The organism is Bilophila wadsworthia ATCC 49260 (assembly GCF_000701705.1).
GTDB classification, from domain to species: Bacteria; Desulfobacterota; Desulfovibrionia; order Desulfovibrionales; family Desulfovibrionaceae; genus Bilophila; species Bilophila wadsworthia.
The window spans coordinates 42108-57603 of record NZ_JNJP01000011.1 but is presented as its reverse complement, the minus strand read 5'-3'; the positions used below and the strand labels follow the sequence as shown (position 1 = coordinate 57603).

General features: G+C 60.6%; 14 protein-coding genes. 13 read left to right on the top strand and 1 reads right to left on the bottom strand.

What is annotated here, in order from left to right; translation table 11 throughout:
* The first annotated feature begins 3 nt into the window (after positions 1-3).
* The 13 genes from kdpA (at position 4) to T370_RS0106665 (ending at position 14070) form a co-directional block, all read left to right on the top strand.
* Positions 4-1710, top strand: a complete 1707-nt coding sequence (gene kdpA / locus T370_RS0106720) for a potassium-transporting ATPase subunit KdpA (RefSeq protein ID WP_005030365.1) — start codon at positions 4-6, stop codon at positions 1708-1710.
* Between the two features lie 177 nt (positions 1711-1887).
* Entirely contained in the window at positions 1888-3918 is a 2031-nt protein-coding gene (gene kdpB / locus T370_RS0106715; protein ID WP_009380020.1) for a potassium-transporting ATPase subunit KdpB, read from the top strand.
* A gap of 106 nt (positions 3919-4024) precedes the next feature.
* A complete protein-coding gene (gene kdpC, locus T370_RS0106710) occupies positions 4025-4582 on the top strand; it encodes a potassium-transporting ATPase subunit KdpC (RefSeq protein WP_009380019.1) in 558 nt (185 codons plus the stop codon).
* A 42-nt stretch (positions 4583-4624) separates the two neighbouring features.
* Positions 4625-5752 carry a universal stress protein gene (locus T370_RS0106705; RefSeq protein WP_005030358.1) on the top strand — a complete coding sequence of 376 codons (1128 nt, stop codon included), beginning with the start codon at positions 4625-4627 and terminating at the stop codon, positions 5750-5752.
* Positions 5753-5759: 7 nt separating this feature from the next.
* Positions 5760-7499: a sensor histidine kinase gene (locus T370_RS0106700; RefSeq protein ID WP_029435212.1), complete on the top strand. Its 1740-nt coding sequence runs from the start codon at positions 5760-5762 to the stop codon at positions 7497-7499.
* A gap of 469 nt (positions 7500-7968) precedes the next feature.
* Positions 7969-9297 (top strand): sigma-54-dependent transcriptional regulator, encoded by a 1329-nt coding sequence (locus T370_RS0106695; RefSeq protein WP_005028609.1) that lies wholly within the window; start codon positions 7969-7971, stop codon positions 9295-9297.
* A gap of 95 nt (positions 9298-9392) precedes the next feature.
* A complete protein-coding gene (locus T370_RS0106690) occupies positions 9393-9689 on the top strand; it encodes a hypothetical protein (protein ID WP_009380014.1) in 297 nt (98 codons plus the stop codon).
* 75 nt (positions 9690-9764) lie between these two features.
* Positions 9765-9944: a hypothetical protein gene (locus T370_RS0106685; RefSeq protein ID WP_029435211.1), complete on the top strand. Its 180-nt coding sequence runs from the start codon at positions 9765-9767 to the stop codon at positions 9942-9944.
* 152 nt (positions 9945-10096) lie between these two features.
* On the top strand, positions 10097-11431 hold the full coding sequence (locus T370_RS0106680) for a cytochrome c peroxidase (protein ID WP_248604230.1): 1335 nt from the start codon (positions 10097-10099) through the stop codon (positions 11429-11431).
* Between the two features lie 343 nt (positions 11432-11774).
* Entirely contained in the window at positions 11775-12014 is a 240-nt protein-coding gene (locus T370_RS24900) for a hypothetical protein (RefSeq protein ID WP_156034358.1), read from the top strand.
* A gap of 62 nt (positions 12015-12076) precedes the next feature.
* The gene (locus tag T370_RS0106675) at positions 12077-12568 is read left to right on the top strand and encodes a MucR family transcriptional regulator (RefSeq protein ID WP_005028616.1); all 492 of its coding nucleotides are present in this window, start codon (positions 12077-12079) and stop codon (positions 12566-12568) included.
* Between the two features lie 186 nt (positions 12569-12754).
* Positions 12755-13132 (top strand): rhodanese-like domain-containing protein, encoded by a 378-nt coding sequence (locus T370_RS0106670; protein ID WP_005028618.1) that lies wholly within the window; start codon positions 12755-12757, stop codon positions 13130-13132.
* 377 nt (positions 13133-13509) lie between these two features.
* Positions 13510-14070, top strand: a complete 561-nt coding sequence (locus T370_RS0106665; RefSeq protein ID WP_248604229.1) for a GGDEF domain-containing protein — start codon at positions 13510-13512, stop codon at positions 14068-14070.
* A gap of 241 nt (positions 14071-14311) precedes the next feature.
* On the opposite strand, the gene T370_RS0106660 is transcribed toward T370_RS0106665, so the two are convergent.
* The gene (locus T370_RS0106660; protein WP_029435208.1) at positions 14312-15478 is read right to left on the bottom strand and encodes a VWA domain-containing protein; all 1167 of its coding nucleotides are present in this window, start codon (positions 15476-15478) and stop codon (positions 14312-14314) included.
* Positions 15479-15496 lie beyond the last annotated feature (18 nt).

Below are 15496 nucleotides of genomic sequence, written 5' to 3'. Positions count from 1 at the left end.
GATATGATCCTGCGAGATCTGTTGCAGCTTGTCCTGTTCATCGGCCTTTTAGCGGCGCTCAGCCCGCTGTTGGGTCGGTATGTCCATCAGGTTTTTTCCGGCCGCCGCACCTTCCTGCATCCTGTCCTGGGGCCGGTGGAGCGGGGCGTGTACTCGCTGTCCGGCATTCATCCCGACGAAAACCAGACGTGGAGCCGGTACGCCGTCAGCCTCATCGGATTTTCCCTTGCGGGGTTCCTGCTCACGTTCGGGGTACTGCTTTTTCAGGATAAGCTGCCGCTGAATCCGCAAGGCTTCCCCGGCCTTTCGTGGGATTTGGCCCTGAATACGGCGGTCAGCTTCCTGACGAATACGAACTGGCAGTCCTACGGCGGCGAAACCACCATGAGCCATTTCTCGCAGATGGTGGCCCTGACCTATCAGAATTTCGTTTCCGCAGCCGTCGGCATCGCCGTGTGCGCCGCGGTCGTGCGTGGCATCGCCCGCAACGAATCCTCGTCCATCGGCAATTTCTGGTCCGATCTCGTGCGCATTACGCTGTACGTGTTGCTGCCTTTGAGCATCATCGGGGCGCTGATCATGCTCTGGCAGGGTATGGTCCAGAATTTCGACGCGGGCGTTACCGCGACCACGCTTGAGGGCGGGAAGCAGTTCATCGCCACCGGGCCCGTCGCTTCGCAGATTGCGATCAAGCTGCTCGGGACCAACGGCGGCGGCTTCTTCAACGTGAACGCCGCGCATCCTTTTGAGAACCCCACGGCGTTGGCCAGCTTCCTCCAGTCTTTCTACATCCTGATCATCCCGAGCGCGCTGGTGTTCTTCCTCGGGGACGCCGTGGGCAGCCGCCGTCACGCGTGGACGGTCTGGGCCGTCATGCTGGCCCTGTTCATCGGCGGCGTGCTGTGGATCTACTTCAGCGAGCTGCACGGTACGCACCTCCTGCAGCAGATTGCGGGCGGGGCCGTACCCAACATGGAAGGCAAGGAAGTGCGTTTCGGCGTGTTCGGCACCTCGCTGTTCGCGACGGCGACCACGGACGCCTCCTGCGGCGCGGTCAACGCCATGCACGACAGCCTGACGCCGCTTGGCGGGATGCTGGTGCTGTTCAACATGCTGCTCGGCGAGATCATCTACGGCGGCGTCGGGTCCGGCCTGTACGGCATGATCCTGTTCATCCTGCTGACCGTGTTCATCGCCGGCCTGATGGTGGGCCGCACGCCCGACTATCTCGGCAAGCGTATCGAAGGCCGCGAGATTACGTGGTGCATGGTGGCCCTGCTGGCCTGCGCCACACCGATCCTGTGTTTCTCCGCCGTGGCGGCGGTGAGTTCGTGGGGAACGGGCGCACTGAATAATGCCGGGGCGCATGGCCTTTCCGAAATCCTTTATGCCTTCACGTCCGGCGCGCAGAACAACGGGAGCGCCTTTGCGGGGCTTTCCGCCAATGTGCCGGTGTGGAACGTTTTGCTGGCCCTCGCCATGTTCATTGGGCGCTTCGGCGTGATGCTGTCCATGCTCGTGGTGGCGGGTTCCCTCGCCGCGCGCAAGAAGCGTCCGATTTCGGATTCTTCCTTCCCCGTGGAAGGGCCTACCTTCGGCCTCTTGCTGCTCGGGATCATCTTCATCGTGGGCGCGCTGACCTATCTGCCCGCCCTGTCCCTCGGCCCCATCGTGGAACAGTTCCAGATGATGCGGGGAATGATGTTTTAAGAGCGGCGAAGGGAACATCAACTGATTTATTCAATCCGAGCCTGTTGGGATAAGACAGGCATAGTACCGAGGGGGGCCGGGGGGAATCATTCCCCCCGGCGGGTGCAGGGCGGAGCCCTGCCGGGGAATGGGGCGAGCCCCGCCTCCTCCCTCCGGTCCGCCAAGGAGATTTTTCATATGCGTCACCATTCTCAGGAAACCGCGCCTTCGCTGTACGTTCAGGCCGCCAAGGACGCCTTCCGCAAGCTCGATCCGCGCGTGCTCGTGCGCAATCCCGTCATGTTCGTGGTCGCCGTCGGCTGCGTGTTTACGACGGCCTCGTTCTTCTCCCGCGTGGTGACCGGCGCCGACGCCGGATTCAGCGGCCAGATTTCCCTGTGGCTGTGGTTCACCGTGCTGTTCGCCAACTTCGCCGAGGCGCTGGCCGAGGGGCGGGGCAAGGCGCAGGCCGACACGCTCCGCAGCGCCCGTACGGACACCGTCGCGCACCGGCTGCTTTCGGACGGAACCGTGGAAACCGTATCCGCTTCCGAGTTGGCCCCCGGCGACCGTGTGGTCGTAGAGGCGGGCGACATGATCCCCGCCGACGGCACGGTCGTCGAAGGTGTGGCCGCCGTGGACGAATCCGCCATCACCGGCGAGTCGGCTCCGGTCATCCGTGAATCCGGCGGCGACCGCAGCGCGGTTACCGGCGGGACCACGGTGCTTTCCGACCGCATCGTCGTGAACGTCACGCAGGAGCCGGGCAAGTCTTTCCTCGACCGCATGATCGCGCTTGTCGAAGGCGCGGAACGGCAGAAGACCCCCAACGAAATCGCCTTGAACATCCTGCTTGCCGGGCTGACCCTCATCTTCATGCTGGTGGTCGTCACCCTGAAGCCGCTGGGCCTTTACCACGGCATCAACATTGATATGGTCGTGCTGGTGGCGCTGCTGGTGTGCCTCATCCCGACCACGATCAGCGGCCTGCTCGCGGCCATCGGCATCGCCGGGATGGACCGCCTGCTCCAGCGCAATGTGCTGGCCCTGTCGGGCCGCGCGGTGGAGGCCGCCGGGGACGTGGATGTGCTGCTGCTCGACAAGACCGGGACGATCACGCTCGGCAACCGCATGGCCTCGGCGTTCCTGCCTCTGCCGGGCGTGAATATTGATGAAATGATGCAGGCCGCCTGCCTTGCCTCCTCCGGCGACGAAACTCCGGAAGGCCGTTCCATCGTCGAATTGGGGAACACCCTCGGCGTGTCCCTGAATGGGGTGCCGCAGGATGTGGTCAGCGTGCCGTTCACGGCGGAAACCCGCATGAGCGGCGTGGATGCCGCCGGAGAACAGCTCCGCAAGGGTGCGACCGATTCCGTGCTGCGGTGGGTGCACTCGCTCGGGCTTCCCGAACGCCGTGAGGAATTGAAGGCCCTCGTCGATCCCGTGGCCCGTGAGGGCGGTACGCCGCTGGTGGTGGCCTCCTCCACGCGGGGCGTGCTCGGCGTCATCCAGCTTAAGGACGTGGTCAAGCCCGGTATGCGCGATCGTTTCGACCGCATCAGGGCCATGGGCATCAAGACCGTGATGATCACGGGCGACAACCGCCTCACCGCGCAGGCCATCGCCGCGGAGGCGGGGGTGGACGACTTCCTTGCCGAAGCCAAGCCCGAGGACAAGCTGCAGCTCATTCTGGATCTCCAGAAGGAAGGCCGTCTTGTGGCCATGTCCGGCGACGGCACCAACGACGCTCCGGCGCTGGCCAAGTCCGACGTGGGGCTGGTCATGAACACCGGCACGCAGGCCGCCCGCGAGGCCGGGAATATGATCGACCTCGATTCCGACCCCACCAAGCTCATCGAGATCGTGGAGATCGGCAAGCAGCTTCTGATTACCCGGGGCGCGCTCACCACGTTCAGCCTCGCCAACGACGTGGCCAAGTACTTCGCCATCATCCCTGCGCTGTTCATGGCGGCCCTGCCGGAGCTCGGCGTGCTGAACGTCATGCACCTGTCCACGCCGCAGAGTGCCATCCTGTCCGCAGTGATCTTCAACGCCCTGATCATCATCCTGCTCATCCCGCTGGCGCTCAAGGGCGTGCGCTACCGTCCCCGTTCCACGGCTTCGGTCCTGCGCGGCAACCTGTTGGTCTACGGGCTCGGCGGCGTCATCGCCCCGTTCATCGGCATCAAGCTCATTGATATCGTGATTTCCGCCGTCGGCCTCGTCTAGCCGCGTCGGTACATATAACCTGAAGGGGCGTTCGTTCCTCTCCAACTCCGGAAGTCTCCTCCGCGTGCGTCCCTTCAGGTTTCTTTTTCTCATAAGGATATACGTCATGTTCAAGCTCATTCGTCAGTCCGTTCTGTCCACGCTGTGCCTCGCCGTCCTTTTGTGCGCCGCTTACCCGATGCTCGTCACCGGGGCGGCCGACGCCTTCTTCCCTAAAGAAGCGGCGGGTTCGCTGATCCTGCGGGACGGCGCGATCGTCGGTTCCGCCCTCATCGGGCAGCCGTTCTCCAGCGCGAAGTATTTCCATCCCCGCCCCTCAGCAGCCGGGTACAATGCCGGTTCCTCCTCCGGTTCCAACTATGGCCCCACCAGCAAGGCTCTGGCCGAGCGCGTCCGGGCCTCGGAACAGGAGCTGCGCGCCGAGCGGCCCGAAGGCGTGTTGCCCGTGGATATGCTGACCGCTTCGGGAAGCGGCCTTGATCCTCATATTTCCCCGGATGCGGCCCTGATGCAGGTCCGGCGCGTGGCCGAAGCCCGCGGCCTGTCTCCGGAAGCGGTGGAAAAGCTCGTGCGCGGCCATGTGGAAGGCCCGGAATGGGGCGTGTGGGGCGAACCGAAGGTCAATGTGCTGCGCCTCAATCTGGCTCTTGACGAACTCCGGTAGCCGGGCGAGGAAAGAAGTACTTTCCGTGTCGGGAGGATGGTCATGGACGGTTTCGCGGAACTCATCGAACGCAAACGGCAGGGGTCCCTTAAAGTCTATCTGGGATACGCGGCCGGCGTGGGGAAAACCTACGCCATGCTGCAGGAGGGGCTGCGCCTGAAACAGCAGCACGTGGATGTGGTGATCGGGTACCTCGAACCCCACGACCGCCCCGAGACGATGGCGCTCGCCGAGCATCTGGAAACCGTCCCCCCCCGCGAATGGCGCGTGGGGGACGCCGTTTTCCATGAAATGGACGTCGAGGCCATCCTTGCCCGCAAACCGCAGGTCGTGCTGGTGGACGAGCTGGCCCACACCAACGCGGACGGTTCCAAGAACGACAAGCGCTACTCGGATGTGCTCGAAGTGCTGGCGCAGGGCATCAATGTCATTTCGACCATCAACGTGCAGCATCTGGAATCCGTGGCGGCGCGCGTCGAAGAGGCCACCGGCATCGCCGTGCGGGAACGCATCCCGGACACCGTGCTGCGGCGGGCCGATCAGGTCGTCAACGTGGACGTGACCAAAGAGGAACTCCGCGAGCGCCTCCGGCAAGGCAAGATTTACGCGCCGCAACAGGCCGAACGGGCGCTGTCGAGCTTCTTCACCTACGAGAACCTGTCCTTTCTCCGCGAGCTGTGCCTGCGCGAGGCATCAGGGGATCAGGTCCGCAAGATCGAGGCGCAGGAGCTCCTCAAGCCCGCCTTGGCCGGGTATGCGGTGGAGGCGGTCATGGTCGCCCTGAGCTCATGGCCCACCGATGCCGAATCGCTTATCCGCCGTGGCGTGCGTATGGCGAACCAGCTCGGATCGCCGTGTTACGTGGTTTATGTCCGCAGGCCGCAGGAAAGCCCGACCCGCATAGACGCGGGCATCCAGCGCCAGCTTCAGCACAACCTGCAGCTGGCGACGAGGCTCGGCGCGGAAGTGGTGCAGCTTGAAGGCGTGGATATCGCCGAAACGCTGGTGAATTTCGCCAGCGAGCGCAACGTGCGGCACGCGATCTTCGGCAAGTCGCGGCTGTCGCCCTTGCGGGAGCGGCTGCGCGGCTCGTTCCTGCTGGATTTCCTGTATGAGGCCGTGGGCGTGGATGTGCACGTCGCCAACGTCACCCCGAAGTATATCAAGTGAGCGCGTCATGATTGTTCTTCCCACCATGCACAAGCGGATACGCCGCTCCTTTCTGCGTCTCGTGCTGCTGTTCGGGGCGCTCGGGGTTTTGATGGTGACCGGCATCACCATTGCGGGGCGGGTTCCCTCGGAGCTCATCCGTATGAACTACGACTCCATCGCCTACGCGCAGGAGATGGTACGGGCCATGAACGGCATCCGGTTCCCCGAGCTGTACCGCGACACCGATACGCTCGGCTGGGAAAAACGGTTTGCCGACACGCTGGAACAGGCTTCCGGCAACATTACCGAAGAGGCCGAGCGGAAGGTCATTACGGATCTTCAAGCCTCATGGGATGCGTACCGCCAGACTCCGGACGACGCCAATTACCGGGGCCTGCACGCCCGCATCGACGCCCTGGTTCAGGTCAACGAGCGGGGCATGTTCCTGCGGCTCAGCAAGAACGCCCGGTTCCGCGACATCATGATGGCGGTGACGGCCGCGGCGTTCCTGCTCGGCACGTTTTGGGCCTTTCTCCTTGCGGACAGCGTGGCGGAGCGTCTGGCCCATCCGTTGCGGCGGGTGGCGGAACTGTTCCGCGATCGCCCGCAGCTTGGGCGGAAGCTCCATCTGCCGGACCCGCAGACGCTGGAAGTGCGGCTGTTGTTCGATGAGTTGTCCCGCCTGTGGGATCGCCTCGGGGAACTGGACGAGCTGAATGTGCACAAGCTGGTCGTGGAAAAGCGGAAGCTTGAAGTGATCCTCGAGTCGGTCGAGGACGGGGTCTTGGTGCTGAGCGCCGCAGGGGACGTCATGCTGGTCAGCCACCGTATGCTTTCGCTTCTTGGCTTGGCCAAAGATGATGTGCAGGGCAAGCCGTGGAGGGATTTGTCCACCAGCGCGCCCAACTACATGGCCCTGCGGGACGGACTCCGCGACGACATGCAGGGCAAGCAGGAGATCACCCTGCGCGTCGGCGGTGAGGAGCGCATTTATGCCGGGCGTCGGCGGAGCCTGCTCAGCGGCAAGGGCGCGGTGACGGGGCAGGTGTTTCTCCTGAGCGACGTGACCGAGAAGCGGCGGCGCGACGGGTTGCGTTCGGAGATGATGGACTGGATATCCCACGAATTGAAGACGCCCATGCAGTCCCTTGGTTTGGCGGCGGATCTCATGGCCCGGCGTCCGGGGCTGGATGAGGAGATGTCCATGCTCGTTGAGACGGTGGGGCAGGATGCCGCCCGGCTGCGGACCGTGGCCCGGCAGTTTATGGAAATCGCCCGCATGAGCCCTTCGGCGCTCCAGCTTGTCCCCGATACGGTGGATCTTGTCGAGCGCGTGCGCGAGTGGCTGATCCCCTTCCAGCTGGTGGCCCGCGAGTCCGGCGAGCGCCTGCTTCTGAGTATGCCCGAAACCGATATCCCCGTGACCATTGATACTGAGCGGTTTGCGTGGGTGCTGTCGAATCTGGTGTCCAACGCTCTGCGTGTCGGTTCCGTCGGCTCCACGGTGCGGATCGTCATCACGCAGGAAGAAGACGATGCCGTTCTTCGGGTAGAAGACGATGGGCCGGGGATTCCGCCGGAGCTGGAGGCGCGTTTGTTCGAGCCGTTCTCGCACGGACGGACAGCTGGGACGCGTGAAGGGCTGGTCGGGCTTGGTCTGGCGATCACCCGCGATATCGTGGAAGCGCACGGCGGCGTGATCCGCTATGCGCGAAATCCCGGAGGGGGAGCCATTTTCACCGTATTGCTGCCGTTGGCGAAGTAGAGGAAGGCATTGGGAAGGGATGGAAAACTTTTCTGAAGAAAGAGGGGAATACCCCCACGCTTTTCCCTCACTTCCTCAAAAACATCCCTCCCTTTCCAAAGACTTTTGCGCTTATCGAATTCCTGTTCAGGGGGAGGGTTTGACGCGGGGGTCCGGTTTTGTGAAAAGACAATAGACCGACAGGTAACAATGAATGGAACGCATTTGAAGGCGGCCCGGTTTTACGGCAATCCCCTTGGGCTACGCCTAACCTGCGTCGAAAGCCGGTATTGCCGGTTTGAGCCGACAGCCTTTTTGCGATAACGAAAAGCGTACGGTCGGCCCGTTCCCGCATAAGGGAACAGGCTGATGCCCGCATAGGAAAGTCTTGGGAAGGAGAGAGGAGGGGGCTTGGGGGAGGGGAGAGGAAACCTTTCTCCAGAAAGGTTTCCTCTCCCCTCCCCCAATTCATCCTCATAAGGAGTCCCACATGCTGCGAGTTCTGGTGGCGGACGACGATCCGGGGATCGTGAGGACGCTGATGCTTGGCCTGAAAATGATGGGCTGCCAGCCCGTGGGCGTGGAGAGCGCGGAAGCCGCGATCAAGGCGCTGGAAGACAAGAGCGCGGACCTGCTGCTGACGGACATGCGCATGGAAGGCATGTCCGGGGTAGATCTTGTGCGGGATGCACATGCGCGCTGGCCTGAGATGATCTGCGTGGTCATGACCGCCTTCGCCTCGTACGAAAACGCCGTGTCCGCCATCAAGGCCGGGGCCTACGATTATTTGCCGAAACCGTTCACCACCGAACAGTTGGAGCACCTCATCCGCAAGGTGGAGATGCTGGTGGACCTCCAGCGGGAAAACTCGCGCTTGCGGGCCGGGTCCGGTGACTGGTTCGACGGGCTGACTTCACCGAAATGCCAGGCTCTCCAGTCCGTTGTGGAGCGGATCGCGCCGAGCGATGCCACAGTGCTCCTGTCCGGCGAGACGGGATCGGGCAAGACCGAGCTGGCTCGGTCCATCCATAGAAGATCGGCACGTGCGGACAAGCCGTTTGTGGAAGTAACCTGCACGGCGATCGCGGAAAACCTTTTCGAATCCGAAGTGTTTGGGCACGTGCGGGGGGCTTTTACCGGAGCGGTGCGCGATAAGGCGGGCAAATTCGAGCTGGCGGACGGCGGCACCCTGTTCCTTGACGAAATCGGGGAACTGTCGGCTACGGCGCAGTCCAAGCTGCTGCGTTTCCTTGAAGATAAGGTCATCGAACGGGTTGGGGACAATAAGCCCATCCGGCTGGATGTGCGCATCATTGCCGCGACGAACCGGGATCTTGCCGCTATGATGAAGTCCGGGACGTTCCGCGAAGATCTGTACTACAGGCTGAACGTATTCGAGTGTACGGTTCCGCCGTTGCGGGAACGGCCCGAGGACATCGAGCCCCTCGCCGCAAAGCTCCTGCGCTCCGCTTCCGCCAAGTACGGCACGCCGCCCACCCTGTCGCAGGCCGCACGCCAGGCGCTGCTGCGGTACGGTTGGCCCGGCAACGTCCGGGAACTGCGGAACGTCATGGAACGGGTCGCGCTGCTCGCCGCCGGGCGTGAAGTGACGCTGGCGGATTTGCCGCCCGCGCTGAGCGCCGGGGAAGGGGTGCGGTCCGGTCCGGATGAGGAGCCGCATATCCTGACCCTGCGTGAGCTGGAAGCGGAACACATCCGGCGAGTGCTCGGGCTCGGCGTCAGCATGGAACGGGCCGCCGAACTGCTCGGAATCAACACGGTGACGCTCTGGCGCAAACGTAAGGAACTCGGAGCCTAACGGGCTTCCTTTTTTGGACGGAAGGCCGTACGAAGGAGGCATCTTCCCGGCCCGGCGTCGCAAGCGGGGAAGAGAAGGCCGGAAGGGAGGTTTATATGGGGTTTATCGCCGGGGACAGCGTGTTGGATGCCGCGTACGGGTACGGCATGGTCTGCGATGTGATCAGGAATCCTGACGAAACGTATCCCGTGATCTGCCGGTTCTGGCAGAATGGGCGGCCTGTGGAAATTTCGTATACGCGGGACGGGTTCAACGACGTTTCCGATATGATCCCTTCGCTTGTCCATGCGGGAACCGGTGCCGCGAAAGGGAAGCCCGTGCGCTTGTCCTTTGAGGATTTCGACGAGGAATACAGGAAACTGTTCGGCGGCGCCGGGCAGAAGAAACCTTGAGCGGATGCTTCAGAGTACGGCGCTTCATGAAATGATGAAAAGGATGCCCTTTCGGTTTACCGGGAGGGCATTTTTATGGACTTGCAGATGGTTGGGAAGGGCAGGGGCTCTCATGGGGAGCGGCTGGATGTTGAAGGGCAATGGCGGAGAGTTCCTGAGCTGTTTATCCCGGCTGAACTGGGATATCGGGAGCAAAACAAGGCGATTGCTTGTGTAAAAAAAGATTTTATCAAAAACAATTCCTATTACTATTGACTTCATGCATGATTTGTTCAAAAATCCGCAAACAGGAGTAGAGGAAGCGTTCGCATTATCGTTTTATAACAAGAGAGGGCAAGATGAGAACCCGTTCCGCTTTGCTGGTGGCCAGCTGCGTTTTGGCCGCTTCCGTCGTGACAGGAGGAGCGTTGAACGAGAGCGTTGGCGCCGACAAGGGGATTCCCCCGAACCACCCTCAGCTGACGAAGTTTTCCAAGGTTTCCGACATAGTGATGGACAAGTGCATGGCTTGCCATTCACGGAATTATGATTTGCCGTTCTATGCTAAAATTCCGGGGATCAAGGAAATCATCGAAAAGGATTTCAACGACGGCCTTCGGGCGATGGACTTGAATCTGGAACTGGTCGAAGCCGCGAAGGACAAGCCGATCGGCGAAGCGACGCTTGCCAAGATGGAATGGGTTATCGTCAACGAAACCATGCCGCCCGCGAAGTTTACCGCCGTGCACTGGGGCAGCCGTGTGTCGTCTGAAGACAGGGCCGCCATCCTCGATTGGGTGAAGGCCTCGCGTGCCGCCCACTATGCCACCGGGCTGGCGGCTCCGCGTCATGCCGATGAACCGCTGCAGCCGCTGCCGGACGCGCTCCCCGTCAATGCCGCCAAGGTGGCGCTCGGTGAAAAGCTGTTCGTCGACAAGCGGTTGTCCGGAGACAATACCGTCGCCTGCGTAACCTGTCATGATTTTTCGAAGGCCAGTACGGACAACAAGCGCTTCGCGGAAGGTATCCGCGGGCAGTTCGGCGACATCAACGCGCCGACCATGTTCAACGCCGCGTTCAACACCAAGCAGTTCTGGAACGGACGGGCCGCGGACCTTCAGGAGCAGGCCGGCGGGCCTCCCATGAACCCCATTGAGATGGGCAGCAAGGACTGGGATGAAATCTGCGCCAAGCTCGCGCAGGACCCCGAACTGACCGCCGCCTTTACCGCAGTCTATCCCGACGGCTGGAACGGCAAGAACGTTACCGATGCCATTGCCGAATATGAAAAGACGCTCATCACGCCGAACAGCCGCTTTGACAAGTGGCTGAAGGGGGACGACAAGGCGTTGACCGCGCAGGAAATCGAAGGCTATCAACGCTTCAAGATGTACCGCTGCTCAAGCTGTCACGTCGGCAAGTCCGTGGGCGGGCAGTCCTTCGAATATATGGATCTCAAGAAGGCGTACTTTGAGGATCGCGGCAACCCGCTCGGCTCCGACGAAGGGCTCAAGGGTTTTACCGGCAAGGCTGAAGATCTGCACCGCTTCAAGGTCCCGAACCTGCGCAACGTCGAACTGACGGCTCCGTATCTTCATGACGGCACCGTAACGACGCTGGACGAGGCCGTACGCATCATGGGCGTGTATCTCTCCGGCATGGACATCCCCAAGGGCGATCGAGATCTCATCGTTGGGTTCCTGCGGACTCTGACGGGCGAATGGAACGGTAAGCCGCTGGCAGGGGAAGCCGTAAAGAACTAGTTGTCCGTAAACGAATAAAGGGCGGCATCGGAAATCCCGGTGCCGCTTTTTTTGATCCTGTCAAAACCTGGGGAAGCTCCATTTCTGGAGCATTTCTTTTGAGAGTGGAGAAAGAAGCCTCAGCGCCGGCACTAAGATTGCGAAAGGGAAATAAGGGATCGTGTAACAACTTTACAGAATGGATACCCTCCGGATTGTTTTCGGGAAAATATGTTCCCGCCGTTCGTTGCAATACGGATCTTCTTGAATGCATTGGAGATACTTTGGGGAACAAGATGTTCGGGTCCCGCATTATGGTACGGAATAAGATGAAAAAACGATTCTTGTGCACGCAGGGTGGTGCGTGGAAAGCCAAACAGGGGAAAAGCGGCTTTTGAAGAAGTTATTGCCGTTTCAGAAGAAGATTTGTATCCGTAATGCTGCTTTTTGTATGAAACCGGACAAACGTTTCCGCGACTCTAAAAGTAAGATTGCGCAACAGGCTTTCTGGCTTGGACAACTTCTGATAAACGGAATGCCGGCCTCTTGCTCCGCACTCTATTTTTTATTGCAATCAGGCAAAAAATATCTCCCTATGGCCTGACGGTCTATACAAGTCGATAAAAGTCGATTACATTGCTAGGCAATCTACTCGGAGGTGAATGCATGATAAGTGACGCCGAACTGCTGAAGTTGGTTATGGAAAGATATCCCGAACAGCCTACTCCGTTTATCATCGAACAATTTACCGTTCTCAAGGCCGGGCTTATTCAGGCCAATAATAAGCTGGCCGCAATGGATATGGAAGAACCTGTCTGCGAACAAGTGATCATCGAAGAACCCATGCCGGAAGCTGCTGAGGCCGCCCCTAGCGCCGCGCCGAAGAAGAAGTTCACCAAGCGCAGCCTTGTTGTCCGCCCAGAAGAAGCCATTGGGGACGATGTTGTTCAGTGTTGCCTCTGCGGCCGGGGATTTCAGAATCTGACGGCGAAGCACCTTCTGTCCCACGGGATTTCCGTGGATGAATACAAGAAGCTGTGCGGATACGTACCGGAGCAGAAGCTTATCTGCAAAAATCTGCTGGAAAAACTGCAGGAAAACGTGCAGAAGGCCCAGCGGTCCAGAGAGCAGAAGCTGTCCGGCGAACACCTGAAATAAGCGAAGGCGGGGCATCCGTTCGGATGCCCCGTTTCGTGGCGTATGCTTGGGTGGGGAGGCCGGAAAGAGGGGTGGACCTTCCGCCGTCGGGAGTGGTATTGCACTTGTACGGGCCGCTCCCTTGCGGGATGCCCGTTTGGTTTGTGTGCCGTTCGTTGCCCCTGACTTCAACAAACGATTTTTCTGATGCTGGAAACACTGTCCCCGCAAGAGGCCATGACGCTCTTCCGCAATGGCGGCGCCTTTTTTGTGGATGTCCGTACTGAAAAGGAATTTCTCAAACGGGCGATTCCCGGTTGCCCGCTTGTTCCCCTCGACAAACTGGAACGTGAGGGCGGGCTGGACAGCCGTTTTTCCGGCAAGCCGGTCGTCTTTTTTTGCCGCTCGGGAAGCAGGACGCAGAATAAGGCCGAGCTCCTGGAAAGAAGCGCCTCGGGCAAGGCGTATCAGCTTGGGGGCGGGATTCTCGCCTGGGAACAGGCGGGATTTCCGGTTTGGAGCATACGCGAGCTGCTGCCCTGTTTTGCGCAGGAACCGGCTTTTATCTCCGGGGTTCTTGCCTGACTCCTGTATTTTATCTGAGCCTTGCCCCTTCCGCCCTCCTTTTTCTATTGGAACGGGGGGCTTTTTTATGCCTTTCCTCCGTGGAAATAGCCCAAAAAGGCTGGCAGCGCTTGACCGAAAACAGGAAATGTTCTCAAATGTCGGCAGGGGCCGAGAGTGCCGCCCGCTTCATGTTGCTCCTCTTCCGGCGTTTGTCATAGTGAGTGTAATATGTTGTTACTATGGATTTATTGTTTGAAAAGAGTAAGTCCATCGCATCCACAAGAAAATCCGGAAGTTCGTGAGTACGGGTTTGGAGCACGGTTTCGGCATCCGGTGGGAGTGGCTGCAATGAGCGTACTGGTGGAGAGGATTCTTCCCACCGCATAGAGAGGGCAATGAGTATGGCGGAATGCAAGCAAGCCGTGTTGGTTGAGAAAGAAACGGCGCACCGGGATTGCCTCACGGGATGCTACGATAGGATGACGATTCGGCATCTGGTAGATCTGTGTTTTTTGAAAAGCGACGTGCGCCAGTCCCATGCGATGTTTGTTATTGATGTGGATAACTTTAAAAGGGTCAACGATACGTGGGGGCGGGAGTTCGGGGACATTGTGCTGAACGATGTCGCGGCTGTCCTGCGGCGGATATTCCGGCGTTCGGACTATATCGGCAGGATCGGTGACGATGAATTTCTTGTCCTGCTCCGGGATGTGGAGCCGGAACGCCTGTCGGAGAAAAAGGCGCAGGAATTTTATACGGCCCTCGGCACGCTGTTTTCCGCCCGTGGCGATGAGCGCTATAAACCGACGTGTAGTGTCGGCATAGCCCGATATCCAATGGACGGGACTCTCTTCGAGACCGTGTTTCAGAGTGCCGACGCCGCACTGCATGAGGCCAAGCGGCTTGGGCTGAACCGGGTGGCCTTTGCTCCCGGCTGTGAGGGAAGGAAGCGTTAGGAGGCGGAGAGGAAGGGGCCAAGGAGCCTTTCATCCCATTCTGTCTGGTGGACATTGCCCCCAGACTCCTTTCTCGCAGCAATCCCCAATCGTTGAAAGGCCGTGAGCCGGGGAGGTTCCGGCTATAGGCAAGATGAAAAAACGCCCGGTTCTTCGTTACGGAAGAGCCGGGCGGCTGTTTTATAGGGGGATGCGCGGAGGGAAGCTGTGGTGCCGCCTCCAAAAGTGGGGGGGATGGATGTTACCCCTTGGAAACGACGATACCCTGTTTGGCGGCCCAAAGGTTGACGTCCTCCTTACGGATGGCGGCGGCCATCATGCCGGGGAACAGGTCTGGAGTACAGGCGAAGGACGGGATGCCGAGGCCGGCGAGTTTGGCGGCGAGGGCCTTGTCGTAGAATGGCGTGCCTTCATTGCTCAGGGCGAGAAGGGTGATGACCTGTACGCCGGACTGTACAAGCTCGTTGGCGCGTTGGAGCAGGTTCTTTTCCACGCCGCCTTCGTAGAGGTCGGAAATGAGCACAAGGATGGTGTTGCGCGGATCGCGGATCAACGACTGGCAGTAGCCCACCGCGCGGTTGATGTCCGTGCCGCCGCCGAGCTGGACGCCGAACAGGAGATCGACGGGATCGTCAAGCTGCTCGGTCATGTCCACCACGGCGGTGTCGAACACGACGAGATGGGTTTTCACGGCGGGCATGGAGGCCATGACCGCGCCGAAGATGCTGGAGTAGACGACCGACGACGCCATCGAGCCGCTCTGGTCGATGCAGAGGATGATTTCCCGCTGGACGCGCTGCGATTTGCGGCCATAGCCGATCAGCGTTTCCGGAACGATGGTTTTATATTCCTGCTGCCAATGTTTGAGGTTCGCCCGGATCGTACGGTTCCAGTCGATCTCGGCATGGCGGGGACGCCGGTTGCGCACAGCCCGGTTCAGCGCGCCGCTGACCGCCGTGCGCATGGGCTCCTCAAGCTGCTTCATGAGCGCGTCCACAACCTTGCGGACGACCAGCCGGGCCGTTTCCTTGGTCTTTTCGGGGATGATGCCCCGCAGCGACATGAGCGTGGACACGAGGTTCACGTCGGGCTGCACGCTTTCGAGCATTTCCGGCTGGAGCAGCATACTGTGCAGGTTGAGGCGCTCGAAGGCGTCCTTTTGCATGACTTGCACCACTGAAGACGGGAAAAAACGCCGGATGTCCCCGAGCCAGCGGGCCACGCGCGGCGACGAGGCTCCGCTGCCGCCCCGCAGGCTGTGCCTGCTGTCCGCTTCGTACAGCGCCGCCAGCGCTTCGTCCATCTGCCGGTCTTCGGGGCTCAGCCCGGCAAGGCCGCAGCTCGCCTGAGCCTCTTCGCCGAGCACCAGCCGCCAACGCCGCAAGCGTTCCCCTTCAGCCGTATCCATCATCAACTCCTGCTCGCC

What these genes read in the sequence shown, in the direction of transcription:
- kdpA (WP_005030365.1), top strand. Translation starts at nt 4, where the DNA reads ATGATCCTGCGAGATCTGTTGCAGCTTGTCCTGTTCATCGGCCTTTTA.
- kdpB (WP_009380020.1), top strand. Translation starts at nt 1,888, where the DNA reads ATGCGTCACCATTCTCAGGAAACCGCGCCTTCGCTGTACGTTCAGGCC.
- kdpC (WP_009380019.1), top strand. Translation starts at nt 4,025, where the DNA reads ATGTTCAAGCTCATTCGTCAGTCCGTTCTGTCCACGCTGTGCCTCGCC.
- T370_RS0106705 (WP_005030358.1), top strand. Translation starts at nt 4,625, where the DNA reads ATGGACGGTTTCGCGGAACTCATCGAACGCAAACGGCAGGGGTCCCTT.
- T370_RS0106700 (WP_029435212.1), top strand. Translation starts at nt 5,760, where the DNA reads ATGATTGTTCTTCCCACCATGCACAAGCGGATACGCCGCTCCTTTCTG.
- T370_RS0106695 (WP_005028609.1), top strand. Translation starts at nt 7,969, where the DNA reads ATGCTGCGAGTTCTGGTGGCGGACGACGATCCGGGGATCGTGAGGACG.
- T370_RS0106690 (WP_009380014.1), top strand. Translation starts at nt 9,393, where the DNA reads ATGGGGTTTATCGCCGGGGACAGCGTGTTGGATGCCGCGTACGGGTAC.
- T370_RS0106685 (WP_029435211.1), top strand. Translation starts at nt 9,765, where the DNA reads ATGGACTTGCAGATGGTTGGGAAGGGCAGGGGCTCTCATGGGGAGCGG.
- T370_RS0106675 (WP_005028616.1), top strand. Translation starts at nt 12,077, where the DNA reads ATGATAAGTGACGCCGAACTGCTGAAGTTGGTTATGGAAAGATATCCC.
- T370_RS0106670 (WP_005028618.1), top strand. Translation starts at nt 12,755, where the DNA reads ATGCTGGAAACACTGTCCCCGCAAGAGGCCATGACGCTCTTCCGCAAT.
- T370_RS0106665 (WP_248604229.1), top strand. Translation starts at nt 13,510, where the DNA reads ATGAGTATGGCGGAATGCAAGCAAGCCGTGTTGGTTGAGAAAGAAACG.
- T370_RS0106660 (WP_029435208.1), bottom strand. Translation starts at nt 15,478, where the DNA reads ATGGATACGGCTGAAGGGGAACGCTTGCGGCGTTGGCGGCTGGTGCTC.